General features: G+C 60.7%; 32 protein-coding genes. 16 read left to right on the top strand and 16 right to left on the bottom strand.

Annotated elements, in window-relative coordinates; genetic code table 11:
• Nucleotide 1 precedes the first annotated feature (1 nt).
• Nucleotides 2–625, bottom strand: a complete 624-nt coding sequence (locus ACZ5SR_RS06715) for a Crp/Fnr family transcriptional regulator (protein WP_464450784.1) — start codon at nt 623–625, stop codon at nt 2–4.
• Between the two features lie 262 nt (nt 626–887).
• Nucleotides 888–3,389 (bottom strand): RNA polymerase sigma factor RpoD, encoded by a 2,502-nt coding sequence (rpoD, locus tag ACZ5SR_RS06720; protein ID WP_464450785.1) that lies wholly within the window; start codon nt 3,387–3,389, stop codon nt 888–890.
• On the opposite strand from rpoD, the gene ACZ5SR_RS06725 reads away from it, so the two are divergent.
• Entirely contained in the window at nt 3,388–3,600 is a 213-nt protein-coding gene (locus ACZ5SR_RS06725; RefSeq protein ID WP_464451151.1) for a hypothetical protein, read from the top strand. The two genes, rpoD and ACZ5SR_RS06725, sit on opposite strands and share 2 nt — an antisense overlap.
• Before the next feature lie 122 nt (nt 3,601–3,722).
• Here the strand turns inward: ACZ5SR_RS06725 and mog are convergent, their stop codons facing one another.
• Nucleotides 3,723–4,319 (bottom strand): molybdopterin adenylyltransferase, encoded by a 597-nt coding sequence (mog, locus tag ACZ5SR_RS06730; RefSeq protein WP_464450786.1) that lies wholly within the window; start codon nt 4,317–4,319, stop codon nt 3,723–3,725.
• A complete protein-coding gene (yjgA, locus tag ACZ5SR_RS06735) occupies nt 4,312–4,971 on the bottom strand; it encodes a ribosome biogenesis factor YjgA (RefSeq protein ID WP_464450787.1) in 660 nt (219 codons plus the stop codon). Before yjgA ends, mog begins: the two co-directional genes overlap by 8 nt.
• 22 nt (nt 4,972–4,993) lie before the next feature.
• Between yjgA and pmbA the strand changes: the two genes are divergently transcribed.
• Nucleotides 4,994–6,472 carry a metalloprotease PmbA gene (pmbA, locus tag ACZ5SR_RS06740; RefSeq protein ID WP_464451026.1) on the top strand — a complete coding sequence of 493 codons (1,479 nt, stop codon included), beginning with the start codon at nt 4,994–4,996 and terminating at the stop codon, nt 6,470–6,472.
• 19 nt (nt 6,473–6,491) lie between these two features.
• Here pmbA and ACZ5SR_RS06745 read toward each other — a convergent pair whose 3' ends face one another.
• From ACZ5SR_RS06745 to ACZ5SR_RS06765, 5 genes are all read right to left on the bottom strand, one after another.
• Nucleotides 6,492–6,938 carry a GatB/YqeY domain-containing protein gene (locus ACZ5SR_RS06745; protein WP_464450788.1) on the bottom strand — a complete coding sequence of 149 codons (447 nt, stop codon included), beginning with the start codon at nt 6,936–6,938 and terminating at the stop codon, nt 6,492–6,494.
• A 117-nt stretch (nt 6,939–7,055) separates the two neighbouring features.
• A complete protein-coding gene (gene rpsU / locus ACZ5SR_RS06750; RefSeq protein ID WP_019428257.1) occupies nt 7,056–7,268 on the bottom strand; it encodes a 30S ribosomal protein S21 in 213 nt (70 codons plus the stop codon).
• 152 nt (nt 7,269–7,420) lie between these two features.
• Nucleotides 7,421–8,677 (bottom strand): BaiN/RdsA family NAD(P)/FAD-dependent oxidoreductase, encoded by a 1,257-nt coding sequence (locus tag ACZ5SR_RS06755; protein ID WP_464450789.1) that lies wholly within the window; start codon nt 8,675–8,677, stop codon nt 7,421–7,423.
• Between the two features lie 85 nt (nt 8,678–8,762).
• Nucleotides 8,763–9,548 carry a uroporphyrinogen-III C-methyltransferase gene (cobA, locus tag ACZ5SR_RS06760; RefSeq protein WP_464450790.1) on the bottom strand — a complete coding sequence of 262 codons (786 nt, stop codon included), beginning with the start codon at nt 9,546–9,548 and terminating at the stop codon, nt 8,763–8,765.
• Nucleotides 9,549–9,680: 132 nt separating this feature from the next.
• Complete coding sequence (locus ACZ5SR_RS06765) at nt 9,681–10,370, bottom strand: substrate-binding domain-containing protein (RefSeq protein WP_464450791.1); 690 nt, start codon at nt 10,368–10,370, stop codon at nt 9,681–9,683.
• Nucleotides 10,371–10,480: 110 nt separating this feature from the next.
• Between ACZ5SR_RS06765 and tsaD the strand changes: the two genes are divergently transcribed.
• Nucleotides 10,481–11,524, top strand: a complete 1,044-nt coding sequence (gene tsaD / locus ACZ5SR_RS06770) for a tRNA (adenosine(37)-N6)-threonylcarbamoyltransferase complex transferase subunit TsaD (protein ID WP_464450792.1) — start codon at nt 10,481–10,483, stop codon at nt 11,522–11,524.
• Between the two features lie 208 nt (nt 11,525–11,732).
• On the top strand, nt 11,733–13,004 hold the full coding sequence (locus ACZ5SR_RS06775; protein WP_464450793.1) for a branched-chain amino acid ABC transporter substrate-binding protein: 1,272 nt from the start codon (nt 11,733–11,735) through the stop codon (nt 13,002–13,004).
• A gap of 80 nt (nt 13,005–13,084) precedes the next feature.
• Here the strand turns inward: ACZ5SR_RS06775 and ACZ5SR_RS06780 are convergent, their stop codons facing one another.
• The 3 genes from ACZ5SR_RS06780 to ACZ5SR_RS06790 form a co-directional block, all read right to left on the bottom strand.
• Nucleotides 13,085–13,681 (bottom strand): thermonuclease family protein, encoded by a 597-nt coding sequence (locus ACZ5SR_RS06780; protein ID WP_464450794.1) that lies wholly within the window; start codon nt 13,679–13,681, stop codon nt 13,085–13,087.
• Nucleotides 13,682–13,850: 169 nt separating this feature from the next.
• A complete protein-coding gene (locus ACZ5SR_RS06785; protein WP_464450795.1) occupies nt 13,851–14,237 on the bottom strand; it encodes a hypothetical protein in 387 nt (128 codons plus the stop codon).
• Nucleotides 14,234–14,911, bottom strand: coding sequence for a transglutaminase domain-containing protein (locus ACZ5SR_RS06790; RefSeq protein ID WP_464450796.1), 678 nt, complete (start codon nt 14,909–14,911; stop codon nt 14,234–14,236). Before ACZ5SR_RS06790 ends, ACZ5SR_RS06785 begins: the two co-directional genes overlap by 4 nt.
• Before the next feature lie 95 nt (nt 14,912–15,006).
• Between ACZ5SR_RS06790 and ACZ5SR_RS06795 the strand changes: the two genes are divergently transcribed.
• From ACZ5SR_RS06795 to ACZ5SR_RS06810, 4 genes are all read left to right on the top strand, one after another.
• Nucleotides 15,007–15,900, top strand: coding sequence for an MBL fold metallo-hydrolase (locus ACZ5SR_RS06795; RefSeq protein WP_464450797.1), 894 nt, complete (start codon nt 15,007–15,009; stop codon nt 15,898–15,900).
• A 142-nt stretch (nt 15,901–16,042) separates the two neighbouring features.
• Nucleotides 16,043–16,474, top strand: coding sequence for a LexA family protein (locus ACZ5SR_RS06800; protein WP_464450798.1), 432 nt, complete (start codon nt 16,043–16,045; stop codon nt 16,472–16,474).
• A gap of 16 nt (nt 16,475–16,490) precedes the next feature.
• The gene (gene cho, locus ACZ5SR_RS06805) at nt 16,491–17,366 is read left to right on the top strand and encodes an excinuclease Cho (RefSeq protein ID WP_464450799.1); all 876 of its coding nucleotides are present in this window, start codon (nt 16,491–16,493) and stop codon (nt 17,364–17,366) included.
• Nucleotides 17,367–17,430: 64 nt separating this feature from the next.
• Nucleotides 17,431–18,000 carry a pyridoxamine 5'-phosphate oxidase family protein gene (locus ACZ5SR_RS06810; protein WP_464450800.1) on the top strand — a complete coding sequence of 190 codons (570 nt, stop codon included), beginning with the start codon at nt 17,431–17,433 and terminating at the stop codon, nt 17,998–18,000.
• On the opposite strand, the gene ACZ5SR_RS06815 is transcribed toward ACZ5SR_RS06810, so the two are convergent.
• From ACZ5SR_RS06815 to ACZ5SR_RS06825, 3 genes are all read right to left on the bottom strand, one after another.
• Entirely contained in the window at nt 17,990–18,412 is a 423-nt protein-coding gene (locus tag ACZ5SR_RS06815; RefSeq protein WP_464450801.1) for a dihydroneopterin aldolase, read from the bottom strand. The genes ACZ5SR_RS06810 and ACZ5SR_RS06815 overlap by 11 nt on opposite strands.
• Nucleotides 18,413–18,427: 15 nt before the next feature.
• On the bottom strand, nt 18,428–18,784 hold the full coding sequence (locus ACZ5SR_RS06820; RefSeq protein WP_464450802.1) for an HNH endonuclease signature motif containing protein: 357 nt from the start codon (nt 18,782–18,784) through the stop codon (nt 18,428–18,430).
• Nucleotides 18,785–18,871: 87 nt separating this feature from the next.
• Nucleotides 18,872–19,399 carry an SOUL family heme-binding protein gene (locus tag ACZ5SR_RS06825; RefSeq protein WP_464450803.1) on the bottom strand — a complete coding sequence of 176 codons (528 nt, stop codon included), beginning with the start codon at nt 19,397–19,399 and terminating at the stop codon, nt 18,872–18,874.
• A gap of 226 nt (nt 19,400–19,625) precedes the next feature.
• On the opposite strand from ACZ5SR_RS06825, the gene ACZ5SR_RS06830 reads away from it, so the two are divergent.
• Together ACZ5SR_RS06830 and ACZ5SR_RS06835 are read left to right on the top strand one after the other, a co-directional pair.
• Nucleotides 19,626–20,933, top strand: a complete 1,308-nt coding sequence (locus tag ACZ5SR_RS06830; protein WP_464451027.1) for a Y-family DNA polymerase — start codon at nt 19,626–19,628, stop codon at nt 20,931–20,933.
• A gap of 163 nt (nt 20,934–21,096) precedes the next feature.
• Nucleotides 21,097–22,215, top strand: a complete 1,119-nt coding sequence (locus ACZ5SR_RS06835) for a stealth family protein (protein ID WP_464450804.1) — start codon at nt 21,097–21,099, stop codon at nt 22,213–22,215.
• A 6-nt stretch (nt 22,216–22,221) separates the two neighbouring features.
• Here the strand turns inward: ACZ5SR_RS06835 and ACZ5SR_RS06840 are convergent, their stop codons facing one another.
• Nucleotides 22,222–22,590 carry a TIGR03643 family protein gene (locus ACZ5SR_RS06840; protein ID WP_464450806.1) on the bottom strand — a complete coding sequence of 123 codons (369 nt, stop codon included), beginning with the start codon at nt 22,588–22,590 and terminating at the stop codon, nt 22,222–22,224.
• A 239-nt stretch (nt 22,591–22,829) separates the two neighbouring features.
• On the opposite strand from ACZ5SR_RS06840, the gene ACZ5SR_RS06845 reads away from it, so the two are divergent.
• From ACZ5SR_RS06845 to ACZ5SR_RS06870, 6 genes are all read left to right on the top strand, one after another.
• On the top strand, nt 22,830–23,783 hold the full coding sequence (locus ACZ5SR_RS06845) for a 3-hydroxyacyl-CoA dehydrogenase family protein (protein ID WP_464450807.1): 954 nt from the start codon (nt 22,830–22,832) through the stop codon (nt 23,781–23,783).
• A 31-nt stretch (nt 23,784–23,814) separates the two neighbouring features.
• Nucleotides 23,815–24,642 (top strand): beta-keto acid cleavage family enzyme, encoded by an 828-nt coding sequence (locus tag ACZ5SR_RS06850; protein ID WP_464450808.1) that lies wholly within the window; start codon nt 23,815–23,817, stop codon nt 24,640–24,642.
• A 48-nt stretch (nt 24,643–24,690) separates the two neighbouring features.
• Nucleotides 24,691–24,885 carry a hypothetical protein gene (locus ACZ5SR_RS06855; RefSeq protein WP_464450809.1) on the top strand — a complete coding sequence of 65 codons (195 nt, stop codon included), beginning with the start codon at nt 24,691–24,693 and terminating at the stop codon, nt 24,883–24,885.
• 200 nt (nt 24,886–25,085) lie between these two features.
• Nucleotides 25,086–25,673, top strand: a complete 588-nt coding sequence (locus ACZ5SR_RS06860) for a restriction endonuclease (RefSeq protein WP_464450810.1) — start codon at nt 25,086–25,088, stop codon at nt 25,671–25,673.
• A 51-nt stretch (nt 25,674–25,724) separates the two neighbouring features.
• Nucleotides 25,725–26,093 (top strand): glutaredoxin domain-containing protein, encoded by a 369-nt coding sequence (locus ACZ5SR_RS06865; protein ID WP_464450811.1) that lies wholly within the window; start codon nt 25,725–25,727, stop codon nt 26,091–26,093.
• Nucleotides 26,094–26,098: 5 nt separating this feature from the next.
• Entirely contained in the window at nt 26,099–26,452 is a 354-nt protein-coding gene (locus ACZ5SR_RS06870) for a hypothetical protein (protein WP_464450812.1), read from the top strand.
• Nucleotides 26,453–26,454: the final 2 nt, after the last annotated feature.

Consider the following 26,454-nt stretch of genomic DNA (forward strand, 5'->3'; position numbering starts at 1 on the left):
TTTAATGTTGTGCGGCAGGGTGCATCACCCGATAGCATTCACAGGCCATGGCCTCTAGCTTGGGGCGGTCCAGCACCTGCAGTTGCCCCCTTGTGACTTCGATCAAGCCTTCGTGGCTCAATTTACCCGCAGCCAAGGTGACCGATTCGCGCCGAATGCCCAGCGTGTCCGCGATTTCCTGATGGGTGACTTGAAGCGTGTGCCCTTGCGTTTTGTCCAGGGTGTTCATGACCCAACGAATGAATTGCTGTTCATTGCTGTGTTTGCTGCTGCAAACGGTGGGCATGGCGATTTGCAAGATCATTTGCCGCGTGGTGGCCATCCAGATCTTCAGGAACGCACTGTCTTGGGCCAGTTCAGACAGGAAGACGCTCAAGGGCAATTTGTACGCAAAACCTGAAAATTTGACCCTAGCCCGGCTGAAGTTTTGGTTGCCACCCATGACGCCGCTGCCAACCATTCCTTCTTTGCCGATCAAGACAATGTCGACTGACGAACCATCTGAGATGTCGATTTGCATCGCGATGATGGCGCTGACCGGAAAAAAGACGTATTGAATGGTTTCGTAAGGCCTGAAAATCAGCTGGTCCGCTTCCAGGCAAACCAGTTGAAAAGAGGGTAACAATTTTTCATATTTATCTGAATTTAATTGCTTAACCATTAAATTATTGGCTGGACTGAGCATTTACTGTCCTTTTTGCAGTTATTGATATTTATTCTATTTAAAAATCCTATTTCCAATGTACGGTAACGTACATAAAGAAATTCTTAATCCCCTTGGTTGCAGGAGGCTGTTTCCCAAGCCCTTGGCTTGGGGGAGATAAAGGCCATCAAAAAAGCCTCTTGACTTTGCAGTCAAGAGGCTTCGAGCTGAGAAGTTCTTGGACTTACATCGTGTCAATGAAGCTGCGAAGTTTGTCGCTCCGGCTGGGGTGCTTGAGCTTGCGCAGCGCCTTGGCTTCGATCTGGCGGATGCGTTCGCGGGTCACGTCGAACTGCTTGCCCACTTCTTCCAGCGTGTGGTCGGTGGACATCTCGATCCCGAAACGCATGCGCAGCACTTTTGCCTCGCGTGGGGTCAGGCTGTCCAGAATGTCTTTGACCACGTCGCGCAGACCGGCTTGCAGGGCCGCGTCGATGGGCGCGGTGTGTGTGCTGTCTTCGATGAAGTCGCCCAGGTGGCTGTCATCGTCGTCACCGATCGGCGTTTCCATGGAGATCGGCTCTTTGGCGATCTTCATGATCTTGCGGATCTTGTCTTCCGGGATTTCCATCTTCTCGGCCAGGATGGAGGCATCGGGCTCAAAGCCAAATTCCTGCAAGTGCTGACGCGAGATGCGGTTCATCTTGTTGATGGTTTCGATCATGTGCACCGGGATGCGGATCGTGCGGGCCTGGTCCGCAATCGAGCGGGTGATGGCCTGGCGGATCCACCAAGTGGCGTAGGTTGAGAACTTATAGCCGCGGCGGTATTCGAATTTGTCCACCGCCTTCATCAAACCGATGTTGCCTTCCTGGATCAAGTCGAGGAACTGCAGACCGCGGTTGGTGTACTTCTTGGCGATCGAGATCACCAGGCGCAAGTTGGCCTCGATCATCTCTTTCTTGGCATCGCGTGAGGAGCGCTCACCGGCGTTCATGCGCTTGTTGATATCTTTCAGCTCATCAAGCGGCACCACCACTTGGGATTGCAGATCCATCAGCTTTTGCTGCAGGTCTTGCACGGGCGGGATATTGCGGCCCATGACGGCGCTCCAGCTCTTACCCGCAGCGGCTTGTTTCTCAATCCATTTGAGGTTAAGCAACTGCGACTCCACGCGCTTGCCGTTTTTGTCGCGACCGCTGAAGTCGGCAATGAAGTTGTCCTGCGGGTAACCGCATTTGTCCACAATGATGCGGCGCAACTCGCGCTCTTTCTTGCGCACATCGTCCACCTGGCCGCGCACCATGTCGCACAGCTTTTCGATGGTCTTGGCCGTGAAGCGGATGGTCATCAATTCTTCGGACAAGGCGGTTTGCACCTTGACATAAGCCGGTGTGCCCCAGCCTTCTTTGTCGTAAACCTTGTGCACTTTTTCGAAGTATTCGGTGATGCGGTCAAAGCGTTCCAGGGCCTGGTTCTTCAGCTCTTCGAGCTTCTTGGTCAGGGCTTTGGAGCCGCCTTTGCCGTCGTCATCGTCGGCTTCGTCGAATTCGTCGAAGTCTTCTTCGGCCACGTAGTCATCGGCCTCGTTCAGGTTGGCGAAACCGTCCACCACGGTGGAGATGACGACTTTGCCTTCACGGATTTCGTTGGCCATGCGCAAGATTTCGGCGATGGTGGCAGGTGACGCGCTGATCGCGGCCATCATGTCCATCAAGCCGCCTTCGATGCGCTTGGCAATCTCGATCTCGCCTTCGCGGGTCAGCAGTTCCACAGTGCCCATCTCGCGCATGTACATACGCACGGGGTCGGTGGTGCGGCCAAATTCGCTGTCCACGGTGGACAAAGCGGCTTCGGCGGCTTCTTCGGCTTCTTCTTCGGTCGAGCCAGTGGGCGCGTTGTCCGTGATGATCAGGCTCTCGGCGTCGGGCGTTTGCTCGTAAACCGCCACACCCAGGTCGTTCAGGGTGGCGATCACCACTTCCAGGGTTTCGGCATCGACCAGCTTGTCGGGCAAGTGGTCGCTGATTTCGCCGTTGGTGAGGTAGCCACGCGTCTTGCCCAGTTTGATCAGGGCTTTCAGTCGGTCGCGGCGTTGCTTCATCTCGGCTTCGGTCAGGACGGTTTCGTCCAGGCCAAATTCTTTCATCAAGGCACGTTCTTTGGCCTTGCTGATCTTCATGCGCAGGGGCTTGACCTTCTCGCCGGTCTCTGACACGTTGTCGGCGACCGGTTCGCCTTGCAGGTCGGCTTCGATCTCCAGATCGTCGTCCAAGCTGGGCTCGGCAATACTGCCCTTTTTCTTGGGGCCGCGCTTGGCGCCGGTCACGGCTTTTTTGGCGGCTGGCTTTTTGTCTTCGACCGGGGCAGCGGCTTTGCTTGCTTTGGCGGGTTTCTTCACTTCCACTTCGGCCACAGTCTCTTTGGCTTTGGCGGTGGTTTTCTTCTCGATCACTTCAGATTTCTTGGCGGGCACGGAGGCGGCTTTCTTCACAGGCTTGGCAGGAGTCGCCGGGGTTGCCGTTGCTTTGACCTTGCTGGGTGCTGCTTTGGCTGCCGGTTTGGCAGCCACTTTGGCCTTGCTCACCACGGGGGCGGGCTTTTGGGCCGGGGCTTTCGCAGTCATGGGTTGAGCGGTTTTGGCTTTGGCGACAGGCGCGGCAGCTTTTTTCGCAACAGCAGGTTTGGCAACGGGTTTGGCTTTAGCAGCGGCCTGGGCAGGCTTCTTCGGCTTTTGAGCGGGCATGGAACAACCTCAAGACATCAAAACAGACAAGGAAACGGACACAGTCAGCGCCAAATACATCCCGGCGCGGGCGTGGGTTAAGACACAGACGAACGCCTTATATGGGCGTCAAATCTGTAATGACAAGATGGTGGGCGAACATTTGGAATGCAGTCCTTGCGGAACGGTGACCGGCCCACATGGGGGCGTCGCGCTGATGGCGGTGGTCTAGCCGGAGGTGCTGCTGTCGCTCTTGCCGAAAAAAAATGGATTATACCCAAACACAGATGGGCGGTCCCGCTTGACGGGAGGTTTGGAGGTCGGATGCTTCAGCCCCGACATGCGCGGTAGACCTCAGCGGGCAGGTCGGATGGCGGTTTTGGGGCGAAACGCCTTGCAGATTTCGTCACGGGTTTCCATGTAAGGCCCGCCAATCAAGTCCACGCAGTAGGGCACGGCCGCAAAAATGCCGTGCACCACAGCTTTGCCATCGGCGTCTTTCAGGCCTTCGAGTGTCTCGGCAATCGATTTCGGCTGGCCGGGCAGGTTGATGATGAGGCTCTGGCCCCGGATCACGGCCACCTGCCGCGAAAGAATGGCAGTGGGGACAAATTTCAGGCTGATCTGGCGCATTTGCTCGCCAAAGCCGGGCATTTCCTTGTCGGCCACGGCCAGCGTGGCTTCGGGCGTGACATCGCGCAGGGCGGGGCCCGTGCCACCCGTGGTCAGCACCAAGCTGCAACCCGCATCGACCAATTCGATCAGGGTGGCGCTGATGCGTTCTTTTTCGTCGGGAATCAGGCGTGGCTCGAAAGTGATGGGGTTGTGCAGCGCACGGCTCAACCAGTCTTGCAGCGCGGGCAGGCCTTTGTCTTCATAGACGCCGGTGCTGGCGCGGTCGCTGATGGACACGATGCCGATCTTGACCGGGTCAAACTGGGGTTCACTCATCTTCGGTGTCCTCGTCGGGGGTGTTGTCACTTTCGCCACCGGTGAGCACGCTGCGCACCAGCTTGAACAGCTCGCGGTAAGCGCGGCCTTGGCGTGGCGCCAGGCCTTGCGAGACGGCGGCATTGGTCACAGGCACGGCGTCCTTGCGGGCCTGGCGCACCAGGGCGCGCAGCTGCTGGATGTCGGTTTGCGGGTGGAGTTCGATCCATTCGCCCACGGCCGCGTCGTTGGCGATCAGTCTGTCGCGCCAGGCTTCGGCCAAATGAAGGGCCTGGGTGTCTTTGGCACTGCCTAAACGCTGAATGTCGAGCGCCTCGCGCACGGCCTGCAGGGTCTCGGGGCTGAGCAGGCGCATTTGCTTGCCAATGAACTGCATTTGGCGGCGCTTGCCTTCGAAGTTGGTGATGCGCTTGGCTTCGGCCAGGCCGTCCACCAGTTTGTCGGGCAGGGTCAGGCCCTCCATCAGGTCGCGGCGCAGGGTCAGCAAGGCTGTGCCGAGGTCTTGCAGTTCGGTGCTTTCGCGCTTGAGTTCGGTGCGGCTGGGGCCGTCGAGCCCGCCTTTGAGCTCGCGCTTGTACTCCAGGTCCAGCTCGCTGCCTTCGGCAACAAACTGACCTCGCACGAAATAGCCTTTTTTGGGTTTACGGGACATGACTGGGGGAACTCGTTTTCAGATGCAGCGCTGGGGCTGGGTGGCAAGTATCATAGCGGCCACTGCGGGCCCAGCGCCCGCCATTTTTTTCGAGAGCCTTTCAGTGAAAAAAAACGCCCCTGTCCAAGCCACTGCTTCACAACCCCACGACGGCTTCAGCTACTCGCGTGACCATTTTGAAGCGCTGGTCGACATCGCCTTGCACCACGCCAAAAAGCTGGGTGCCACCAACGCGGGTGCCGAAGCGTCTGAAGGTTGTGGCCTGTCGGTCAGCGTGCGCAAGGGCGAACTGGAAAACGTGGAGCGCAACCGCGACAAGTCGCTGGGCGTGACGGTGTATGTGGACCACCGCCGTGGCAATGCCAGCACTTCGGATTTTTCCAAAGCGGCGATCGAGCGCACCGTGCAAGCCGCGTATGACATCGCACGCTTCACCGCCGAAGACCCCACCGCCGGTCTGCCCGACGAAGCCGACATCGAAACGAACCACCGCGATTTGGATTTGTTCCACCCCTGGGCCATCAACAGCGAAGAGGCCGCCAAGCTGGCCTTGCAGTGCGAAGCCGCTGCGCTTAAAACCAGCCGCCGTATCACCAACAGCGACGGCGCGGCCGTGTCCGCCCAGCAAAGCCATTTTTTCAGCGCGCACACACATGGCTTTCGCGGCGGTTATGCCAGCTCGCGTCACAGCATTTCGGTGGCCCCGATTGCCAAGCTGCCGGGCCGCAACGCCGAAATGCAGCGGGACGCTTGGTACACCTCGATGCGCTCGGCCGACGAGATGGCTTCACCCGAAGCGGTGGGCCGTTACGCCGCAGAACGCGCCTTGTCGCGCCTGGGCGCGCGCAAAATCGCCACCACCGAATGCCCGGTGTTGTTTGAGTCGCCCGTGGCCGCTGGCCTGCTGGGTGGTTTTGTGCAGGCCGTGAGCGGCGGGGCGCTGTACCGCAAGAGCAGTTTCTTGCTGGACTCTCTGGGTAGAAAGGTGTTCCCCAAGCACATCGACATCGAAGAAGACCCGCACTTGCTGCGCGGCAAAGGCAGCTCGCCATTTGACGACGAGGGCGTACGCTCGGTGCGCCGCAAGGTGGTCAAGGGTGGCCGTGTCGAGGGCTACTTCCTCTCCAGTTATTCGGCCCGCAAGCTGGGCATGAAGACCACGGGCAATTCGGGCGGCTCGCACAACCTGACACTCACCTCGCGCCTCACGCAATCCACCGACGACCTGGATGCCATGCTGCAAAAGCTGGGCACGGGCCTGTTTGTGATTGAGCTGATGGGCCAGGGCGTGAATTACGTCACGGGCGACTATTCACGCGGGGCCAGCGGTTTTTGGGTCGAGAACGGCCAGATCGCCTACCCGGTGCACGAGATCACCATCGCGGGCAACCTCAAAGACATGCTCATGGGCATTGAGGCCGTGGGCTCGGACACCTACAACATGGGGGCCAAAACCACCGGCTCCATTTTGGTCAACCGCATGAAGCTGGCGGGCAGCTGAGGCCTGGAACCCCAGCGCCTCAGCCCGCCAAAGCTGCCTTCACCGCGGCTGACACCTGACCCATGTCGGCCTTGCCGGCCAGTTGGGCTTTGACCGCCCCCATCACTTTGCCCATGTCGCCGGGGCCTTTGGCACCCAGGTCAGCCACGATGGCCTGCACGGCTGCTGTGACCTCTTCGGCCGACATGCGGGCTGGCAGGTAGGCCACCAAAACAGCCATTTCGGCCTTTTCCTTGTCGGCCAAGTCTTGGCGTGCGGCTTGTTCAAAAGCGGCGATCGAGTCTTTGCGCTGCTTGATCAGCTTGTCCACGATGGCGACCACGGCCACATCGTCCAACTCGATGCGCTCGTCTACTTCTTTTTGCTTCATGGCCGACAGCAGCAAACGGATGGTGCCCAGACGTTCGGCGTCTTTGGCCCGCATGGCGGTTTTCATGTCTTCGGTGATCTGTTCTTTCAGGCTCATGAGAGGCTCCTGGGGTGGGTTTTCAACAAGTAAAGGGGATCAGAAACAACAAAGCCCGCCTGAGCGTCCTCCAGCGGGCTTGTTTGCAGACCTTTGCAGGTCATACAAAACCGAAGATCAATACATCTTCTTGGGCAGCTGCATGCTGCGCACGCGCTTGTAGTGGCGCTTGACGGCAGCCGACTTCTTGCGCTTGCGCTCAGTTGTTGGCTTTTCGTAGAACTCGCGGGCACGCAGGTCTGTCAGCAGGCCGAGTTTTTCGATGGTGCGCTTGAAGCGACGCAGGGCAACGTCAAACGGCTCGTTTTCTTTCACGCGGATGGTGGTCATTGAATCAAAGTTTCCAAAAATGTGCCGGCTGCGGAAGCAAGGGAGATCGGGCCCTTGAAACCCAGTTTCGGCGGTTCCCCGTCACGAACTAGTATTTGGCAGACGGGGGTTTGCCAGCAAAGCCTGTCATTATAGCCATGAAATCAAAAAAATCAGGCGGCACTTGCCAGTGACTTGGGGGCTTTTTGGGCAGCCAATGCCTCGGCGCAGGCATGGCCACTGGCCCAAGCCCATTGGAAGTTGTAGCCGCCTAGCCAGCCGGTCACATCGATCACTTCGCCGATGAAGTACAGCCCGGCTTGTTTCGACTCCATGGTTTGAGAGGACACGTCACGCGTGTCTACCCCGCCCAGCGTGACCTCGGCTTTTTTGTAGCCCTCGCTGCCAGTCGGTGTCAGCTGCCAGTTGGACAAAGCCTCGGCCAATTTGTTCAGGGCCTTGTCGGGCACATCGGCGGCGGTGCGTTGCAAAGCCGGGTCTTGGCTGACCCAGGCCTCGGCCAGGCGGCTGGGCACCAAGGTGGCCAGTTCGTTGCCCAGCAGCTTTTTGGAGCGCAATTTGGCCTCTTGCAGGCGATCGGGCAGGTTGACGTCGGGGGCCAGGTTCAGGCGAATCGGCGTGCCCTCTTGCCAATAGCTGGAAATTTGCAACACGCCTGGACCCGACAAACCCCGGTGAGTGAACAGCAGGTCTTCGTCAAAGTGCATGCGGTTTTTTTTCTCGCCCGTCTCGATGCCCACTGGCAGCGCGAGCCCGGCCAGTTGCGCATAAGGTGTCCAGGCCTCGCCGTCAAAGGTCAGCGGCACCAGGCCAGGGCGGCGCTCCACCAGGCGCAGGCCAAACTGGCTGGCGATGCGGTAGCCCCAGTCGCTGGCCCCGATTTTGGGGATGGACAAGCCGCCGGTGGCCACCACCAAAGAGCCGGTGTGTACGGTGCCATCGCTGGTGTCCAGGGTGTAGCGTTGATTCTCTTCGGGTGGTTCTTGCACGGTTTCAACAGACCTGACGCTGCAGCCTGTGCGGATGTCTACCCCGCCAGCAGCACATTCGGCCAGCAACATGCGGATGATGTCTTCGGCGGAGTGGTCGCAAAACAACTGGCCTTGGTGCTTTTCATGGAAAGCGATGCCGTGCTTTTGCACCAGGCCTATGAAGTCTTGCGGCGTGTAGCGCGACAGGGCCGAGCGGCAAAAGTGTGGGTTTTGGCTGATGAAGTGCTTTTGTGGGGCCGACGCGTCGAGCAATCGGTTGGTGAAATTACAGCGCCCGCCGCCGGAGATGCGGATTTTTTCGGCGATCTTGTCGCTGTGGTCAATGACCAGCACCTTCAGGCCGCGTTGGCCCGCCACACCCGCGCAAAACAAACCGGCAGCCCCGGCCCCCACGATCACCACATCCCATGTCTTCATGGCTCAGGAGTGTAAGGGGCAGGGCAGTGCCAGCGGCCCAACGCACCATTCGCGAGCAGGGGCTCGCTCCCACTCCGGTCTCAGCTCAAGCTGCCCGTTGCGCAGCGGCATGTGGCTCGGTCTGCTGCCAACCCCGGGCCCCTTGCACCACGTCGCCCACCACAATGATGCTGGGGCTTTGGAGTTGTTCGCGATGCATGGTGTCGACCAATTCGCCCAGCGTGGTCAGCGCTTCGCGTTGTGTAGGCAAGCTGGCGTGCTGAACCACCGCCACAGGGGTGTCGCTGGGCAAGCCTTGCAGCAAACCTTGGCGGATGTGATCCAGGCTGCTCACACCCATGTAGATCACCAGCGTCAATTTGGCTTGGTGGGCGGTGGTGGCCAATTGCGCCCAGTCGGTGCCGCTGTCGCCGGGTTTGGCGTGGCCTGTCACAAACACCACGCCATGCGCATGTTCGCGGTGGGTGAGCGGTGCACCCAAGCTGCTCATGCCCGCCAGCCCCGAGGTGATGCCGTTGACCACGGCCACATCGATGCCCGCTTGGCGCAGGTGTTCCACCTCTTCACCGCCCCGACCAAAAATGAAGGGGTCGCCACCTTTGAGGCGCACCACCCGCTCACCTTCGTGGAAAGCGGTGATCATCAGTTTGTCAATGAAGGCTTGGGGCGTGCTCTGGCAGCCGCCGCGCTTGCCCACATGGATGATGCGTGCGGTGGGCGAGGCGTGGGCCAAGACGTCGTCGTTCACCAAGTCGTCCACCAACAGCACGGTGGCGTTGGCAATGGCTTTAACAGCTTTGAGGGTGAGCAGTTCCGGGTCACCGGGACCGGCACCCACAAGGGTGCAGCTGGGGGCAAGAAGTGCGGGCATAGGCGGTCAGAAATCGTCATCGGTATTCAATGCTTCCAATTTTCTGATCTATAGCTGACGCTTACAAATACATATTTGGCATAAGTCAAATGACGCAGGCCCAAGCCGGCGGTCCTGCCAAGGTGCCAGCGCTCAGGCCGTTTGCATGCCGTGCTGCAGCTTCAGCGGGGTGCAAGCTGCCGATACCCAAAACGCCAACAAGGCTTGCATCGCCTCGGGCTGGTTGCTGGTGGCCGCCACCGAGCCAGAGAACGTGGTGATGATCTCCACCGCCTGCGGCAGGCCGCCCGCGATGATGATGCCGGGCACGCCCAGCATTTCGCTCAGCTGCTGAAAGCCCAGCGCCACTTCGCCTTGGGCCACCAGCGAGCCCACGGGCACGCCAGGCTTGGCTTGCACGATGCGTGGTGCGATGGTCTCGGCAATGCCCCAGGCCTCGAACTGTTTGGCCAGTTGCACGCCGCTCGGGCCGGTGGAATAGCCCAGCGTGGGCGCGGCAAGAACAGCGGCTTTGAGCGCAGCTTCGGTCGAGATGTCCGGCACGGCTTGGCCCGCAGGCACGGCCACCGCCACGCCCGAGCGCACCAAGTCGGCGCGGCTGCCCGCCCGCACATGGCCGCTGGCCACCAGTTTGTCGATCGCGTCGCTGGCCAGCACCACGCCGTCAAAGGCTTCGCCTGCCTGTACGCGTTTGGCCGCATCGACCCCGCCGACCGACTCGACCTGGATGTGGATGCCCGGGGCCTGTGCTTTGTACAGCGCCACCAAGTCGGCCAGCAGCGGTTTGGTGGCCATGGAGGAGATCAGTCGGAGAGTGGTCATGTATCGGCTTTGAATGAGGGGCTGTTGTGGGAGCGACGAGAGCGCCTCTCCCACAAAGGATTATGGCCAAGGGCCAGGCCAGACCCCATGCGCCGCTTAAACTTGCTGTTATGCGAATTTTGGGTATCGAATCATCCTGCGACGAGACGGGTGTGGCCCTGGTGGAAACCACCGGGTCCGCCATGCCACGTCTGTTGTCACACGCGCTCTACAGCCAGATCGAGATGCACCAAGCCTATGGTGGCGTGGTGCCGGAGCTGGCCAGCCGCGACCATATCCGTCGTGTTTTGCCGCTCACGCGCCAGGTGCTGGCCGAGGCGTGTGCCACGTTGGCCGACATCGACGTGGTGGCCTACACACGCGGGCCTGGCTTGGCCGGAGCGCTCTTGGTGGGGTCGGGCGTGGCCTGTGCGCTGGCGGCGTCTTTGGGCAAGCCGGTGCTGGGCGTGCACCATTTGGAAGGGCATTTGCTCTCGCCTTTTTTGAGCGCCGATCCGCCCGAATTTCCCTTCATCGCCTTGTTGGTCTCAGGTGGCCACACCCAGCTCATGCGTGTGGACGGCGTGGGCCGTTACGAATTACTGGGCGAAACGATTGACGACGCTGCAGGCGAAGCCTTTGACAAATCGGCCAAGCTCATGGGCTTGCCTTACCCCGGAGGCCCGGGCCTCTCGCGACTGGCCGAGCAGGGCAACCCTGCGGCTTACAAGTTGCCTCGGCCGCTGCTGCACAGCGGCGATCTGGATTTTTCTTTTGCAGGACTCAAGACGGCGGTGCTCACCCAAAGCCAAAAAATCGGCCCTGCCGCCCACACCGAAGGCGCACCCGAGCGCGCCGACTTGGCCGCTTCGACCCAAGCAGCGATTGTGGAAGTGCTGGTCAAAAAATCCATGAACGCGCTCAAATCCAGTGGCATGAAGCGTCTGGTGGTGGCCGGTGGCGTGGGGGCCAACCGCGAGCTGCGGGCTCAGCTCAATGCCGCCTGCGCCAAAGCCAAGGTCCGAGTGCATTACCCTGAACTGCACTTGTGCACCGACAATGGCGCCATGATCGCCATGGCGGCGGCCATGCGTTTGCAAGCCGGGGCACAAACCGCCGAGGCGCGTTACAGCTTTGACGTCAAACCACGCTGGCCGCTGCACGAGTTGGTCTGATGTGTTTCCCCTGTGGGAGCGAGTCCCTGCTCGCGAAGGTGTGCTGACCGTAACGTTTATTCAGGGGCTTAGGGCGTGCAGGCATTCGGCCGCAAGGGCCCCCGCCCATTAAAACCATTCCAATTTGCCGCCATCGCACCTGTTCTGTAGGGCAGTTACACTGCGCCCGCTTGTGCTTTTACCCGACTCATCAGTTTCTATTTTCAATATGCGATTGTTGTTCATTTCCCGTCGTACTTTGGTTTCGCTGACGGCCAGTTTGCTCTTGTCCCCCGTTTGGGCGCAGTCGCCTGCCCCCATCAAGCTGGCGCTGATCGAAGGCCTCAGCGGTCCCTTTGGCAACACCGGTGAAGCGGTGGTGCGCAACATCGCCTGGGCGGTTGAGCGCGTGAATGCGCGCGGCGGTGTCAAAACGCCACAAGGCAAGTTGCCCATGGTGCTGGAGCGTTACGACAGCAAAGGCCAGAGTGAGGAGGCCTTGTCGGCCCTGAAGTCGGCCATCGACGATGGTGCGCAAGTGATCTTGCAGGGCAATTCATCGGCCAATGCGGCTGCTTTGATCGACGCCATCAACAAACACAACGAGCGAGAGCCCGCCAAGCGCGTGCTGTTTTTGAACTACTCGGCGGTGGACCCCATTCTGACGAATGAGAAGTGCAGCTTCTGGCATTTCCGTTTTGACGCCCACGCCGACATGCGCATGACCGCGCTGATGCAGGTCTTGCAGGACGACAAGAAGGTCCAGTCGGTGTACCTGATCGGTCAGGACTACAGCTTTGGCCAAGCCGTATTGCGGGAAGCCAAGCGTCAGCTGGCGGACAAACGCCCTGATGTGAAGGTGGTAGGCGACGAGCTGCACCCCATGGGCCGTGTGAAGGACTTCTTGCCCTATGCCACCAAGATCAAGGCCAGCGGTGCACAAGCGGTGATCACTGGCAATTGGGGCAATGACTTGACCCTCTTGGTCAAGTCGGCTCGCGAGGCCGGATACGAAGGCAAGTTTTATACCTTTTATGGCAATGCGCTGGGTGCGCCTGCGGCTTTGGGTGATGCCGGCGTGGACCGCGTGATCGCCGTGGCCGACTGGCTGCCCAATGTGCCGGGCAAGGCCAGCGAAGCGTTTTACCAGTCGTTTCGCCAGCGTTTTAGCAAGCCCTCAGAAGACTATGTGCACGTGCGCATGCAGCTGATGGTCGAGGCCTTGGCCCAAGCGGTTGAAAAAGCAGGCAGCACCGAGCCCGTGGCCGTGGCGCTGGCGCTGGAAAAAGCCCGCGTGAGCATGGCTGGACAAACCGGCTTCATGCGTGCAGAAGACCACCAGTTTCAGCAGCCCTTGGTCGTGGGCGTGATGCAGCGACAAGGCGCTGTGGGTGTGCCGTTCGATGTCGAAGGTTCGGGCTACGGCTTCAAGGTGGTGCGCCAGATCAAGGCTGAGCAGGCCCGGCTGCCCAGCAGTTGCAAGATGGTGCGCCCAGGTTGATGCGGATCGCCCTTGTGTGGCCCTGGCTTCGCATTTGTGGGAGGTCGCCCCTGCGGCCGAATGCCTGCAGGCCGATCTGCTTACTGCAGATGGCTTTCCGGCAGCGTGGCGTGGTTTTGCGCTGACTTGCGTTCAGATTTGAGCCGGGCGCGGTAATCCCAGGGCGGCTCAGGACTGGTCGGGCCTTGCCCTTGCCACAAACCCAAGCGGCTTTCGCGTGCGGCGCGTTCGGCGCTATCGTAGACGCTGCGGTCTTCGGGCGCTTGTTCGCGCTGGTATTGCTTGTAATGCCAAGCCCAGCCCGCCTGCAGTTGCTGCAAATTGGCATCTTCCCCTCGAATCAGCACTTTGCCGACGATGCGGCCATAGCGATCGCGCTTGTCAAATGCCACGGTGACGGTTTGCCCAAACACGGCGTTCGACAAATGAGCTTTGGCTTTTTGGCCATAAGGCTGGCTTTTTTCGGGGGCATCAATGCCCCCGAGCCGGATCACATGCTGTTGGCGCTGGTCATCGAGGACGGTGATGGTGTCGCCATCGGCCACCTTGACCACACGGCCTTGCAGTTCTTCAGCCCCTGTGAGGCCCAGGCTGCCAAGCGCGAGCCAGGCGATGCCCAGCGTTCTACACCAAGGGCTCAGCAAGGCCGCAGCGGAACATGCAAATGGTTTGGGCATGTTGATTTTGTTGATTAATTCAACAAAATCATAGACGCAATTTGTATTGATGAATGAGCGGCCAGCTTGTCCCGAATTTGCCAATCACTCGCCGTATGGCCTGCCAATCCTGACCGCTCAACCTGAACATTGCCCTGTGGTTGCGCTGGCGCGTCAAGCGGGCAGCAGTTCAAACCGCATGAATTGCAGCCAAGTGCCGCACCGCGTCTGAAACGTTCATGCCCAGCTGCAGGCCATGCGCCAGAGCCAGCGCGTTCAGGCCATTGACCACGCCGTTGTCCAGCCCGTCTTGCGCTTCGCCAATGCGCGCCGAGGTGTGGGCGTACAAAATCGCCAACACGCCCACCGCCTGCAATTCATGCAGCGCCACGCGGCCTGCATCGTCCTTGCCGCCACCCGCATCGTTGAAGGCCACCGCAAAAGGTTTGTGGGTTTGCGCTGTGACGAAATGCGAGGCTGATAAACCCCCGTGCGAACCCGACACGATCACGGTCCCGGCATGGCTGGCGTTGACCAGCGCAATCGAATCCAGCAAAACCAGTGCGCGCGGGGTCATCGCGTTTCTCTGGCCACATCCTGCTCGAAGTTGGCTTCTTTCAAGGGGGCTTTTTCGGCCATCCAACCGCTGTAGACGGTTTGGAAATCGGCCACGATTTGCGCCAACGGCATGTCGTCAAAGGTGCCGCGCTGGTTCACGTACTCCATGTGCCGGTTGCCTGCCTTGTCAAAGGGGTGGTAAATCGAATCGTTTCGCCCATCAAACTCCAGCGGCAGCAGGCCAAACTTGTCGCACAGCTCGATGTTGAAGGCGGGTGTGGCCTTGACCCATTGGCCGTCCAGCCAAATGTCGGCATAGCCGTGCCAGATGAACACATCGGTCTGCATGGTCTGGCGCAAGCGCTCGGTGCTCAGGTGGTTGCGCACATCGGCGTACCCCAGTCGGGCATTCAGGCCTGCTGCGCGGCAAGCCGCCGCCATCAAGGCCGCCTTGGGCACACACCAACCCGAGCCCTGGGCAATCACTGAGCTGGCGCGCATGCCTTCGGTGGACAGCTCGATGCGGTACGGGTCATAACGGAACTGGTCGCGCACCGCCAGGTACAGCGACACAGCGCGTTCGCGGTCGGTGGCGCCTTGTGCATGCTGGCGCGCCAGGGCGATCACGTCCGGGTGGTCGCTGTCGATCAAGGCCGTGGCGGCCAGCGTGGCGGGGGAGGGCAGGTCGGTCATGCGGTTCACTGTAGCGCGTGTGCCAGCGCCGGGCTGTCACGCTGGCTATAGTGGCTTATCGCGCCCTTATGGGGCGCTGTTCATGAAAGGCCCTCATGGCGTCGGTTTTGAATTTTGGAGCGGTGCGTGTGCACTTGGGTGAAAAATCGGGCAAGTACCCCGACGGCAACCAGCTCATCGTGCAAGGGGCCGACATGCGGGTGGCCTTTGACACGCCCGAGGTGGCCAACCGCATCGGCCCCGAGCTGGACACGGTGGACTTGGTCATCCTGGGCCATGTGCACGAAGACCACATGGCCGGGCTGCACCGCCTGATACACGCCCCGGTTCAGGTGCACGAGGCTGACTTGGCCGCCGCGCAATCTTGGGACGGCATGTGCCAACACTACGGTTACCCCGCCGAGGTGCTGGACGCCATGCATGCCATCGTCCAAAAGGATTTCCACTACCAGCCCCGGCCCGATGCCACCGGCTACAGCGATGGCGCGCTGTGGGACCTGGGCGGCGGCGTGCGCGTGCGGGCCCACCACCTGCCGGGCCACACCGCAGGCCACTGCGCCCTGGTGGTCGAGAGCGAAGGCCTGGCCTTCATTGGCGACATCGACCTGAGCGGTTTTGGTCCGTATTACGGCGACGCCACCTCCAGCCTGAGCGACTTCCGGCAAACCCTGAAAAAAGTGGCCGAGCTGGATGCCCGCATCTGGGCCACCTCGCACCACAAAGCGGTCATCACCGATCGGGCGCAGTTTTTGGCCGATCTGGCCCGCTTTGCCAGCAAGATCGACGAGCGCAGCGCGCAACTGTTGGGCTATTTGCAGACCCCGCACAGCCTGGGCGAGCTGGTGGACCGCCGCCTGCTGTACCCGCAAGGCTATGACGTGCCCTTTGTGCCCTGCGCCGAGCGCAACACCATCGGCATGCACCTGGCCGAGCTGCAGGCGCAGGGGCAAATTGCTCGCCAAGGCGATGGCCGGTATGTGGCGCTTTGAATTGGCGTAAGGGACACACCCCAAAAAAAGCCCCGGGCCGCAAAGCCCGGGGCGTCAATCAACAAAAATGTCAGGCAACTGCAGGAAGCATGACGAGGTCAGTATACTGTAAATATAAACAGTATTTTAGGTCGCTCACACCATGCACGCCCCAGACACCCCCCAAGCCTTGCCCCCCGGAAACTGGTGGCTGCAGGCTTTGCCCGCCAGCATTGCAGCGGGTTTCCCGTCGCCCGCCGAAGACCACCAGGTCGAGCGCATCGACCTGATGCAGCAGCTGGTCAAGCACCCACAGGCCACGTTTTACATCCGTGTGCGCGGCGAAAGCATGCGCGACGTGGGCATACTGGATGGCTCTGTTGTGTTGGTGGACCGCGCCATCACCCCGGCCGACGGCCAGATCGTGTTGGCCGTGGTCGATGGCGACTTCACCTGCAAAACCTTGCGCTTGAACGCCCAGGGTTTGCGTCTGCAAGCGGCCCACCCCGACTACCCCGACATCGTGCCCAAAGACGGCCAAAGTGTGGACATTTGGGGCGTGGTCGTGGCCACCATCCATCAACACGCCACCTGATCTGATCGAACCTGACATGGCCAGCATTTCCCCACGCCGCCGCCGCGATGACTTCGAGACCGAGCGCGTCTACGAATACCCCCAGCACCTGCGGGGCGCCATCGAAGACGCCCCCACCGGGGCGGGTGTCTACATCTTCCACGGCCAAGAAGGCGACTTGCCGCTGTACATCGGCAAAAGCATCAACATCCGCGCGCGACTGCTGTCGCACCTGCGCACGCCCGACGAGGCGCGCATGCTGCGCCAAACCCAGCGCATCAGCCACATCCGCACGGCGGGCGAGATCGGCGCGCTGCTTTTGGAGGCGCAAATGATCAAGGCCCAGCACCCGCTGTTCAACCAAAAACTGCGCCGCAACCAACAGCTGTGCAGCCTTCAGCTGACGGGCGAAGTGCCGCAAGTGGTCTACGCGCGCGACATCGACTTTGCCAGCCAGCCCGAGCTGTACGGCCTGTACGCCAGCCGCCACGCCGCACTCGGTGCGCTGCGCGCCATCGCTGACCAAAACAAGCTGTGTTACGGCCCACTGGGCCTGGAAAAATTACCCACCGGTAAGGCTTGCTTTCGGGCTGCGATCCGCCAATGTGCGGGTGTGTGCCGGGGCGACGAAACCCCCGAGGCCCACCGCGAGCGCCTGTTCAGCAGCCTGCTGGCGCTGCGCGTGGAATGTTGGCCTTACGAAGGTGCGGTGGGTTTGGTGGAACGCGATGGCGAACTCACGCAAATCCACGTGGTGAAGCACTGGTGTTATCTGGGCAGCGTCACCACGCCGGAGGCGGCCCGACAACTGAGCCAAACGGCCAGCCAAGTGGCCGCCAACTTTGACGCCGATGGCTACAAGATTTTGTGCCGCCCGGTGCTCACGCAAAGTGTGGACATTGTGTTGTTGTGAGTCCGAACGACACGTCAGACCATTTGGTTGAAGCCCTCACCCAACACAATCCAACCCCATCATCATGAAAATTCACCTGCAAACGCCTGAGGACATACGCCCGCAAATTTGGAAAGAGCTGGGCCGAGCCAGCTTGGACCGGCACCACGGATGGCGTACGCCAGTGCTGGCCTCTGCCGACGCAGACGGTTTGCCCGATGCACGCACCGTGGTGCTGCGGCAGGTGGACGCTGTAGCTGACCAACTGACTTTTTACACCGACAGCCGCAGCCCCAAAGTGGCTCAATTGCAGGCTCAAGCTTCAGCGATGCTGGTGTTTTGGAGTGCGCGTTTGAGCTGGCAATTGCGGGTGCGCGTGGCCTGTTCGGTTATTACCGATGGGCCGGAGGTTGATGCGCTTTGGCAAGGGGTCAAGCAGTCGGCGGCTGCGGGCGATTATTTGTCGCCACTGCCGCCGGGTGCGGTGTTGCCACCAGACAGTGGCACGGCAGATCCGGCCAACGCCCCCGCGCCAACGCACAGCTTTGCCTTGTTGCGTGCGCAAGTGCTTCAGATGGACTGGCTGGCGCTGTCGCGCGACGGGCATCGCCGGGCGCAGCTGAGCGGCAACACTTGGGAGTGGCTCACGCCCTGAGCGCGGTGTCTCGCATGCGCTGCAGTTGTACCCCGTCCACTGCCAAACGCACGCCCAAAGAACCGCTGCCCGTACGCACGGGAAATTTGCGCAGACCGATCTCAAGCGCCTCAATGACTGGGTAAGCCGCGCAGGCCTGCACGATGCGCGTCATCAGCCGCTCTTGGGTTTCATACAGCCCATCGGCCGCCAGCCGTTCGATCTCGATCACCAGCGGGTCGTAATCGAACACATGCGCCATGCCGTCTTGGGCAATCAGCACCAGGGTGGGATCGATCCACAGCGTCAAGTCCAGCGCGTGGTATTCGGGCACGGTGTCGCTGGGCGCATAGGTGCCAATGCGGGTGGCCAGGTGAAAGTCTTTCAGCTCGATCCGGCTGGTCGTGGGCAGTGTGGGCATGGATAAAGGCATGGTGGTGGGCAGGTTTCAGCGCCGGTTTTGGAGCCGTTGGCTCTTGCGGCTTTTCTCAAAAAATGCGTCGGGTTTGGTTTGCACCCATCGGATGAAGCGGGCCATCTCTTCGGGCTGCTTCAAGGCTTCAACCGTGGCATAGGTGCGGGCCAATTCGGTTTCGGTGAACAGCGCATGGATCTGGCGGTGGCAAATGCGGTGCAGCACCACGGTGTGCGCGCCCCCATGTGACTTGGGCACCAGATGGTGCGCGTCTTGTTGGCTGGGCGGAATGGGGCGCTCGCACAGGGGGCACAGTACATCGCCAGTGCGCGGTGCGGGCAAGGCTTCAAGCTGGGCTTGAATGAGTTTTTTGCGAATGCGCCCTGTCACGGCTGCAAGACTGTGTTGACCATGGTCCAAGGCTACAACAGACCGCCAGCGGCACAGGCCGCAACAGGCGATTGATCCCGACTGCGGTCAGGGCATCAGGTCAATCAAGATCTCGTTGCGGCGGTTCCACGGCAAGGTGAAGGGATCGTCGTAGCGGGCGATTTGGGCTGTGGGACTGAGCTTGAGGTTTTTGGTTTTGGCCCAAGCCCGCAGGCGCTCGGTCTGCTCTTGAATGCTGGCCTGCGTGGTGAAGCCGCTGAAACGCACGGCCACCGTCTCGTGCTCGGGCACGGGGCGCAGCTCGATTTGCGGGTTGAGCGGCTGGGGCAAGGTCTGCACGCTTTCGGCCGACGGCATCACAAAATGCACGCGCCAACCCTGGTCTTCGGGCACCACGGTGACGGGCGCGGTCATCGAAATCTTGCGCTGCGCGCCCAGCCCGGCTTGCAGGTTGTCGCCAAAGATGTAAGACGCGATGCGCCGAAAGCCGCCTCGGCTGGCGGCGTCAAAGTCTCCTTGGATTTGCGTTTGTGCCACCGTGAAGGCGGCGTAGCGTCGCACCTCAAAAGGTGGGTCTGAGACCAGCACGGTGTAACGCGGTTCTTCAACGGCCATGGCGGCTCCACAAAAAAGGAATAAGACGGGCGACAAGAGAGAAAAAAGCCAGCGCATCATGGGACAAGTCAGTGTTGGGGTGGGTGCATTGAACCAAATTCATCGTAGCAGCATCAGTCTCTTACCGTACGCAAGCCGCCTGCAGCTGCTCAAACGTCTAAGTTAAGGGTTTTCGGTGAGGGGTATCTGTATACTGTTTATTTATACAGTATTTATGCGCCAACCCATGCTTGCTCTGATCGACGGCAACAACTTCTACTGCAGCTGCGAACGCGTCTTCCAGCCCCAGCTGCAAAACCGCCCGCTCGTCGTCCTGAGCAACAACGACGGCTGCGCCATTGCCCGCAGTGACGAAGCCAAAGCGCTGGGCATCAAGATGGGCGCGCCCTGGTTCAAGATCCGCCACTTGGAGGAAGAAGCCGGACTCGTTGCCCTGTCGGCCAACTTTGCGCTGTATGGCGACATGAGCGACCGCATGATGACGCTGGCCGCAGGCCTGGGCCACACGCAAGAGGTCTACTCCATCGACGAAAGCTTTGTCGACCTGAGCGGCATCTCCGGTGACCTGGTGTTGCGTGCGCGCAAAATCCGCAAGCGCATTCACCAATGGATCGGCATCCCGACCTGCATCGGCATCGGTCCGACCAAGACCCTCGCCAAATTAGCCAACGCCATCGCCAAGAGCGCCGAGCGCAAGCCCGGCAGCTACCCCGCCCACCACGCACAAATCTGCCACCTGGGCGCGTGTACACCGCAAGAACTGGCAGCCGTGCTGCAAGCCACCGAGGTGGGCGACGTGTGGGGCGTTGGCCGCAAGATCGGCGCACAACTTCGAGAGAACGGCGTCCACACCGCGCTCGATCTGCAGCGCATGAACCCGGCCGCCGCCAAAGCCGGATGGTCCGTCGTGCTGGAAAAAACCGTGCGCGAACTCAACGGCGTGCCTTGCATCGAATTTGAAGACGAACCCCCGGCCAAACAACAAATTGCCTGCACGCGCAGCTTCGGCCAGCCCATCACCGAACTGCAAGACCTGCAAGAAGCCGTCACCGAATTCGCGTGCCGCGCCGCCGAAAAACTGCGCCGCCAAAACAGCCACACCGGTCACATCATGGTCTTCATCCGCACCAGCCCCTTCCGCGAGAAAGACCCCCAATACAGCCGCAGTGCCAGCATTCCCCTGCCCAGCCCCACCAGCGACAGCGCCGACATCACCCAAGCCGCCTGCGCCATCCTGAAACACATCTACCGCCCAGGCTTCAAGTACGCCAAAGCCGGCGTGATGCTGATGGATTTGCAGCCTGCCACCCGCCAACAACTCACGCTCGATCTGGACGCCGAGATGCCCGAAAACCGCATTCGGCTGATGGCTGCTATGGATGCCATGAACCACCGTTATGGGCGTGGCACCCTGAAGCTGGCCAGTGCGGGGACACCGAGGGCGATCAAGTTGTGGGCGATGCGGCAAGAGCGCAAGACCACCGCTTACACGACCGACTGGACAGGCTTGCTCTCGGTACACCTGGACGCCTAACGTTCTGCGGACCGCTGGCACCCGCCGCACCCAGTCAAGGCAGCCGGGCATTCACACGATCCCTGAATCGTCTGTGCAGTGGCCCTCAGTCCAGGGCGGGTATTGAAAACGCCCGCGCAGACCCACTGCTAGACTCAGTCACTTCAAAAAATTCAACGCAGACATGCCCCACGATTCGCCCATCGACATCGTTTACTTGTGGGTTGACGGGAACGATTCGAACTGGCGCGCCAAACGCCAAGCGGCCCTGCAGCAACTCCCCAGCGATTCCAGTGCCGCCATGGCCCGCTACAGCAATGTGGAAGGGCGCTTTCGGGACAACCACGAGCTGCGTTATAGCCTGCGTGCGCTGGAGAGGTTTTTCCCCGATCACGGGCATGTTTACATCGTCACCGACGCGCAGGCGCCCGACTGGTTGCGCCCCTCGGACAGACTGACTCTGGTGGACCACCGCGACCTGATGCCCGAGGCGTCTTTGCCCACCTTTGACTCGGGGCACATCGAGTCCTGGATTCACCACATTCCGGGTCTGTCCGAGCGCTACTTTTACTTCAACGACGACGTGTTCTTCGGCGCACCGGTGCAGCTCAATGACTGGTTTCACCCTGGCGGTTTTCATGTGACCTGGTCTGACGACCCGATGGTCACGGACGAAGCCATGCGCATGGACGCGACCTCGCTCGAAAACGCTTGCCGCCTGTCGATCCAGTGGCTCACCGAGAAAGCCCGCTCGGGCACGCCTGCGCTGCGCGAGCAAGACCCGCTTTACCAGAGCACTTTCCGCACCTTCGCGCATTCACCTCGGCCCATGCTCAAGTCGATCTTGCTGGAGCTGGAGGTCACGGCGCCGGAGTTGTTTGCTGCTGTTCGGTCCACCGTGTTCCGCAGTTGGGACAAACCCACCATCGTGTCGGACTTTGTGTTGCGCTGGGCCTTGGCGCATGGGGTGGCGAGCATCCGGCCTTATCGCCACCGCTATGTGTCCACTGGCGAGGCGGACCAGAACACGCAGTTGCAAGCGCTGGTGGCCGACTTTGGCTCGCTCGAATTTTTTTGCATCAACGACACCACCGACGATGCACAGACCCACGACCCGCGTCTGCAAAATGTGTTGAGTGTGTTGCAGTCGATCCTGCCTGAGCCTTCGGGTTTTGAAAACCCGGCTGCTGGGGCGTATCAAGCTGCGTCTTCAACCTCCGATGCCTCGACCTTTCAGGCGCATGCCAGCCGGGACGACGCACAGCAGCCCCCCAACGCGGCGGGGCTTCAGCAAAGAGCCTGATGGCCATCAGCCAAGGGATTGGCGCGTGATGGGTGAGGGTGGCAGAGGAAAGTCTTCGAGCGTCTGTGCAGCCTGCAGCGCGTGCGTTGCAGCCGATCCTGCGGTGCTGTCAGCGCTACCGTGGCGCGGCTGCCGAAATTGCTGCAAGGCCAGGTGCTTGGTCGTTCGGCCCCGCACCCGCATGCGCCAGACCCTGAACGATTTGGCTTTCAGTTGCGCGCGCATTAAGGCGATGACCTCGGGCTCGGTCAAACCAAATTGCAAGGCAATCGCTTCAAAAGGGGTGTCATCCTGCCAGGCCATGGCGATGATGCCCGACACATCAGCCTCTGACAGAGAAGTGGCCAAGCCGGAGTGAGGGTCAGTTTTTTTCACGCATGTCGTCCAGAGTCGGGCCGCCCGTTCACGGTGTTTTTTCTTGTGCAGGGGTACAAGCGTTCGATCATGCCAGAGCGAGTCAAACGACTTGCAATGGAGGTGCTTTTTGAGGGGGATCTTCAGCGGCCGGAGTCTATTTGATCTGCGTCGGCTCAGTCCAGGTGAAAGAAACGGCTGGACGAAAGTGTTTTCGCTTTCTAGACTCAGCGCACTTTGACTTCCGGCGACCCCGATTCATGATTTCTTCAAAACCTCATCAAGCCCGCACCGTGGTGGTGGGCGGTGGCACCATGGGCATGGACGTGGCCATCGTGCTGGCCCGTGGCGGCAGCCAAGTCACCGTCATCGAACCCGACCCGATCAAGCGCCAAGCCCTGGCTGCGCATGTGCGCCACAACCTGGAGCCCCTGGGCATGGCGCACCGCACCGAACGCGTGCAAGCTGTGGCGGATTTGACCGACGTGAGCTGGCCTGGTGTGAGCCTCTTGATTGAGTGCATTCCCGAAAAACTGCCGCTCAAGCAAGCGCTGTTTGCCCGCTTGGCCCAGCTGGCCGCACCCGAGACGCTGTTGTGCAGCAACAGCTCCAGCTTCCCGATCAGCGCCATCGCCGAGGGCTTGCCTACCGCCGAACGCATGTTGGGTCTGCACTTTTTCATGCCTGCGCATTTGGTGCCACTGGTCGAGGTGGTGCTGGGCCCTCAGTCGAATGTGCAAGAGGCCGAGCAACTGTGCGACTTCATGCGCGGTTGCGGCAGCGTGCCGGTGCTGGTGCGCAGGGACAAACCCGGCTTTTTGGCCAACCGCATGCAGCACGCCTTGGCGCGTGAAGCCTTTGCCCTGATCGACGAAGGTGTGGCCTCACCCGAAGACGTGGACGCAGCGGTGCGCTTTGGTTTTGGTTTTCGCTTTTTGGCGGCTGGCCCGGTCATGCAGCGCGACCATGCTGGCCTGGAAGTGCACACGGCCGCAGCCGCCAGCATGTACCCGAGCCTGGCGGTGAACGCGGAGCCCGCCCGCGTTTTGCAAGAGCGTGTGGCTCGGGGCGATCTGGGCATGAAGACGGGGCAGGGCTTTTTCACATGGACGCCCGAGACCCAAAAGGCCGAGCGCGAGCGCTACGACCGCTTGCTGCGCCAGGGCCTGGACCTGCTGGCGGGCGAGCTGCCGCCGCTGAACCCTCTCGATTGATTTCTCTTCCAAGTTTTCGACAAGGCAAACCATGGTTGTTTTTTCTCATCCCCTTTTGATCACCGTCGCACCCAATGGCGCGTACAAGCAACGGCCTGACCACCCGGCCCTGCCCATCACGTCGTCTGAGCTGGGCCAGACCGCCAAGCTGTGCCTCGATGCGGGCGCAGCCATGATGCACATGCACATCCGCGATGCGCAAGGCGGGCATAGCCTGGACGTGCAGGGCTACCGCGACGCACAGCAAGCGGTCAAGGCAGCCGTGGGCGATGAACTGATCATCCAAGTCACCAGCGAAGCGGCGCGTGTGTACAAAGCACCCGAGCAAATCGCCATGGTCACCACGCTCAAGCCCGAAGCCGTGTCGGTGGGCCTGCGCGAAGTGGACCAGCCCGAGATCGGTGAAACCGGTTTGGCGCAGTTCTTTGGCTGGCTGGCCCAAGAGCGCGTGATGACCCAGGTCATCCTGTACGACGTGGCCGATCTGCAACGCTGGCAAGCTTTACGCGCACAAGGCGTGATCCCCGATGCGGCTTGGTCGCTCTTGTTTGTGCTGGGTCGCTATTCGGTGGGGCAAACCTCCGTGCCTCAAGATCTGCTGCCCTTTGTCATGGCCCACATCGGCACCGAGCCGTGGTCCATGTGCGCTTTTGGTGCGGGTGAGCACGCGTGTGCCACCACTGCTGCCGCTTTGGGCGGTCATGTGCGCGTGGGGTTTGAAAACAACCTCTTGCTCAACGACGGGCAAGTCGCGCCCGACAACGCCGCCCTGGTGCGGCAGATTGCCGACTCGGCGCGCGTTCTGGGGCGCAGCCTCTACACCGCACAGCAGGCGCGTGAAGCATTTTTTGCGGCTTGAAAAATTCAAATTTCACGGGAGACAAGCGCCGGAAATGCAGCAGCTGCGTTGTCGCACTCTCAGCCTCCCCCTTATGGCCGCCATATTCTTGCCTGCTTCAGCGAGCCTGAATTCAAGAAAAAGTGGGAATCCATCGGTATGCCCGTGGTGGGCGGCAGGGCGGCGCAGTTTGGCGACTTGTTCCGCAAAGAGACGGTGCGTCTTGGCCAGGTGCTCAAGAACGCGGGCGTCACGCTGGATTGATCGATGAGGCGGGTGAGGCGACTGACGGGCGCAGCCCGTCAGTCCCATTTGCTGAGCTGAAATTCGTCGTGCTATTTCAGGGAAAAGGTCAGCCGGGACTCGGGGCGGGACATGGGAGCCGCTACACTCGATAGCCGCTGCCAGTACCGGCCTGTTGACCCGCCCTGAGTCGTATGGGGTACCCCTCTTCCTGATTGCCCATGAAATTCAAAATGTCCGAAAAGTCGCTCTTTGCGACTTTGTTACGCGCCCCGTGGTGGGTGAGCTTTTTGGTGATGTTCGGCGTGGCCTTGGTGGCCGGGGCTTTGCTGCCTGAGGCCTACAAAATAGCGGGCATGCTGGGTGCCTTTCCTTTCTTTGTGATCGGTGTGATGGCTGCTTGGCGGCAAAGAAATGCCATCTCGGCCAGTCGTATCGAAGAACTGGTTGAGCAAGCGCGGCGCATGGGCTGGCGTGATTTTTCGGTGCTGGTCGAAGAAGCGCTCAGGCAGCAGGGCTTTGTGGTGACCCGTTTGAAAGACGGCCCGGCCGATTTCCAAATCGAAAAAAATGGCCGCATCACCTTGGTGAGCGCCAAGCGCTGGAAAGCGGCTACCGTGGGCGCAGAGCATTTGCGCGAATTGCTGGCGGCGCGTGAAAGCCGGGATGCTTTTTCGTGCTCCTGTATGAGTCTGGGCGTCTTCAGTCAGGCGGCGATCGACTTGGCCAACAGCAGCCCGATCCAGTTGCTGGGGTCTGCCAACATTGCCCAACTCATGCACGACGGGGCCAATGCCCTCCAAGCCTGAAATATTGGTCCAATTTCTCGGCACATCTTTTTTGGCTATCCAAGGACTTCCATGACCAGACCTCTTCTCGCCGAATCGGCCATCCATCCGGCCATCCGCCAACGCATTGCCGAGCATCACCTGCCCGTGATCCAACAGGTGCAAAACGCCATCGCCCAGCACGCTGTGGTGGTGGTCGGCTTGTCGGGCAACCCTTTTGTGGGCAAAGCGCGCAAGGCGCTGGCCGCAGCGGGTGTGGCGCACGAGTACATTGAATTCGGCAGTTATTTTTCGCAGTGGCGTTTACGCAATGCCCTGAAAATGTGGACCGGCTGGCCCACGTTTCCCATGGTCTTTGTGCGCGGCACCTTGGTGGGTGGGGCCGATGACCTGCGCCGCTTGATCGACAGTGGCGAATTGCAGGCCTTGCTCAAAGCCTGAGCGGTATGGCCCTGCTTGCAAAACCCGAGTTGTGGCGCACCGAGGTGGGCGATGCGGTGGCTGTGCTCAACATTCCCGGCGCACTCAAACGTGCACGCACATTTGACATTGATGTCAGCTTGCTGGTGCGTGTGCCCGAAGACCATGCCGAGGCTTGGCACGCGTTGACGTTGGAGATTGACGGCAAGCAACAATGGCACCGCCGCATCGCCAGCAGCTGCCCGGGCCAGACCGATGGGCTCGATTACCACTGCCGTGTGGTGCTCGAAGCCGGTCCTGCCCTGCGCATCCGGGCGGTGGCGTTCACGCGGGGCTCGGTGGTGCAGCGCCTGCAGATCGAAGCGCGAGAAGACCTGTAGCC

This window comes from Limnohabitans sp. TEGF002 (assembly GCF_055395845.1).

Bases quoted from the DNA above. Each gene is read 5' to 3' on its own strand.
- ACZ5SR_RS06745 (WP_464450788.1), bottom strand. From the start codon at position 6,938: ATGAGCCTGAAAGAACAGATCACCGAAGACATGAAAACCGCCATGCGG.
- ACZ5SR_RS06775 (WP_464450793.1), top strand. From the start codon at position 11,733: ATGCGATTGTTGTTCATTTCCCGTCGTACTTTGGTTTCGCTGACGGCC.
- ACZ5SR_RS06795 (WP_464450797.1), top strand. From the start codon at position 15,007: ATGGCGTCGGTTTTGAATTTTGGAGCGGTGCGTGTGCACTTGGGTGAA.
- ACZ5SR_RS06800 (WP_464450798.1), top strand. From the start codon at position 16,043: ATGCACGCCCCAGACACCCCCCAAGCCTTGCCCCCCGGAAACTGGTGG.
- ACZ5SR_RS06755 (WP_464450789.1), bottom strand. From the start codon at position 8,677: ATGAAGACATGGGATGTGGTGATCGTGGGGGCCGGGGCTGCCGGTTTG.
- ACZ5SR_RS06785 (WP_464450795.1), bottom strand. From the start codon at position 14,237: ATGACCCCGCGCGCACTGGTTTTGCTGGATTCGATTGCGCTGGTCAAC.
- cho (WP_464450799.1), top strand. From the start codon at position 16,491: ATGGCCAGCATTTCCCCACGCCGCCGCCGCGATGACTTCGAGACCGAG.
- ACZ5SR_RS06790 (WP_464450796.1), bottom strand. From the start codon at position 14,911: ATGACCGACCTGCCCTCCCCCGCCACGCTGGCCGCCACGGCCTTGATC.
- rpoD (WP_464450785.1), bottom strand. From the start codon at position 3,389: ATGCCCGCTCAAAAGCCGAAGAAGCCTGCCCAGGCCGCTGCTAAAGCC.
- ACZ5SR_RS06780 (WP_464450794.1), bottom strand. From the start codon at position 13,681: ATGCCCAAACCATTTGCATGTTCCGCTGCGGCCTTGCTGAGCCCTTGG.
- ACZ5SR_RS06815 (WP_464450801.1), bottom strand. From the start codon at position 18,412: ATGCCTTTATCCATGCCCACACTGCCCACGACCAGCCGGATCGAGCTG.
- ACZ5SR_RS06825 (WP_464450803.1), bottom strand. From the start codon at position 19,399: ATGGCCGTTGAAGAACCGCGTTACACCGTGCTGGTCTCAGACCCACCT.
- ACZ5SR_RS06830 (WP_464451027.1), top strand. From the start codon at position 19,626: ATGCTTGCTCTGATCGACGGCAACAACTTCTACTGCAGCTGCGAACGC.
- ACZ5SR_RS06835 (WP_464450804.1), top strand. From the start codon at position 21,097: ATGCCCCACGATTCGCCCATCGACATCGTTTACTTGTGGGTTGACGGG.
- ACZ5SR_RS06765 (WP_464450791.1), bottom strand. From the start codon at position 10,370: ATGACCACTCTCCGACTGATCTCCTCCATGGCCACCAAACCGCTGCTG.
- ACZ5SR_RS06860 (WP_464450810.1), top strand. From the start codon at position 25,086: ATGAAATTCAAAATGTCCGAAAAGTCGCTCTTTGCGACTTTGTTACGC.
- cobA (WP_464450790.1), bottom strand. From the start codon at position 9,548: ATGCCCGCACTTCTTGCCCCCAGCTGCACCCTTGTGGGTGCCGGTCCC.
- ACZ5SR_RS06845 (WP_464450807.1), top strand. From the start codon at position 22,830: ATGATTTCTTCAAAACCTCATCAAGCCCGCACCGTGGTGGTGGGCGGT.
- ACZ5SR_RS06865 (WP_464450811.1), top strand. From the start codon at position 25,725: ATGACCAGACCTCTTCTCGCCGAATCGGCCATCCATCCGGCCATCCGC.
- ACZ5SR_RS06810 (WP_464450800.1), top strand. From the start codon at position 17,431: ATGAAAATTCACCTGCAAACGCCTGAGGACATACGCCCGCAAATTTGG.
- tsaD (WP_464450792.1), top strand. From the start codon at position 10,481: ATGCGAATTTTGGGTATCGAATCATCCTGCGACGAGACGGGTGTGGCC.
- ACZ5SR_RS06850 (WP_464450808.1), top strand. From the start codon at position 23,815: ATGGTTGTTTTTTCTCATCCCCTTTTGATCACCGTCGCACCCAATGGC.
- ACZ5SR_RS06725 (WP_464451151.1), top strand. From the start codon at position 3,388: ATGGAACAACCTCAAGACATCAAAACAGACAAGGAAACGGACACAGTC.
- yjgA (WP_464450787.1), bottom strand. From the start codon at position 4,971: ATGTCCCGTAAACCCAAAAAAGGCTATTTCGTGCGAGGTCAGTTTGTT.
- ACZ5SR_RS06870 (WP_464450812.1), top strand. From the start codon at position 26,099: ATGGCCCTGCTTGCAAAACCCGAGTTGTGGCGCACCGAGGTGGGCGAT.
- mog (WP_464450786.1), bottom strand. From the start codon at position 4,319: ATGAGTGAACCCCAGTTTGACCCGGTCAAGATCGGCATCGTGTCCATC.
- rpsU (WP_019428257.1), bottom strand. From the start codon at position 7,268: ATGACCACCATCCGCGTGAAAGAAAACGAGCCGTTTGACGTTGCCCTG.
- pmbA (WP_464451026.1), top strand. From the start codon at position 4,994: ATGCAGCGCTGGGGCTGGGTGGCAAGTATCATAGCGGCCACTGCGGGC.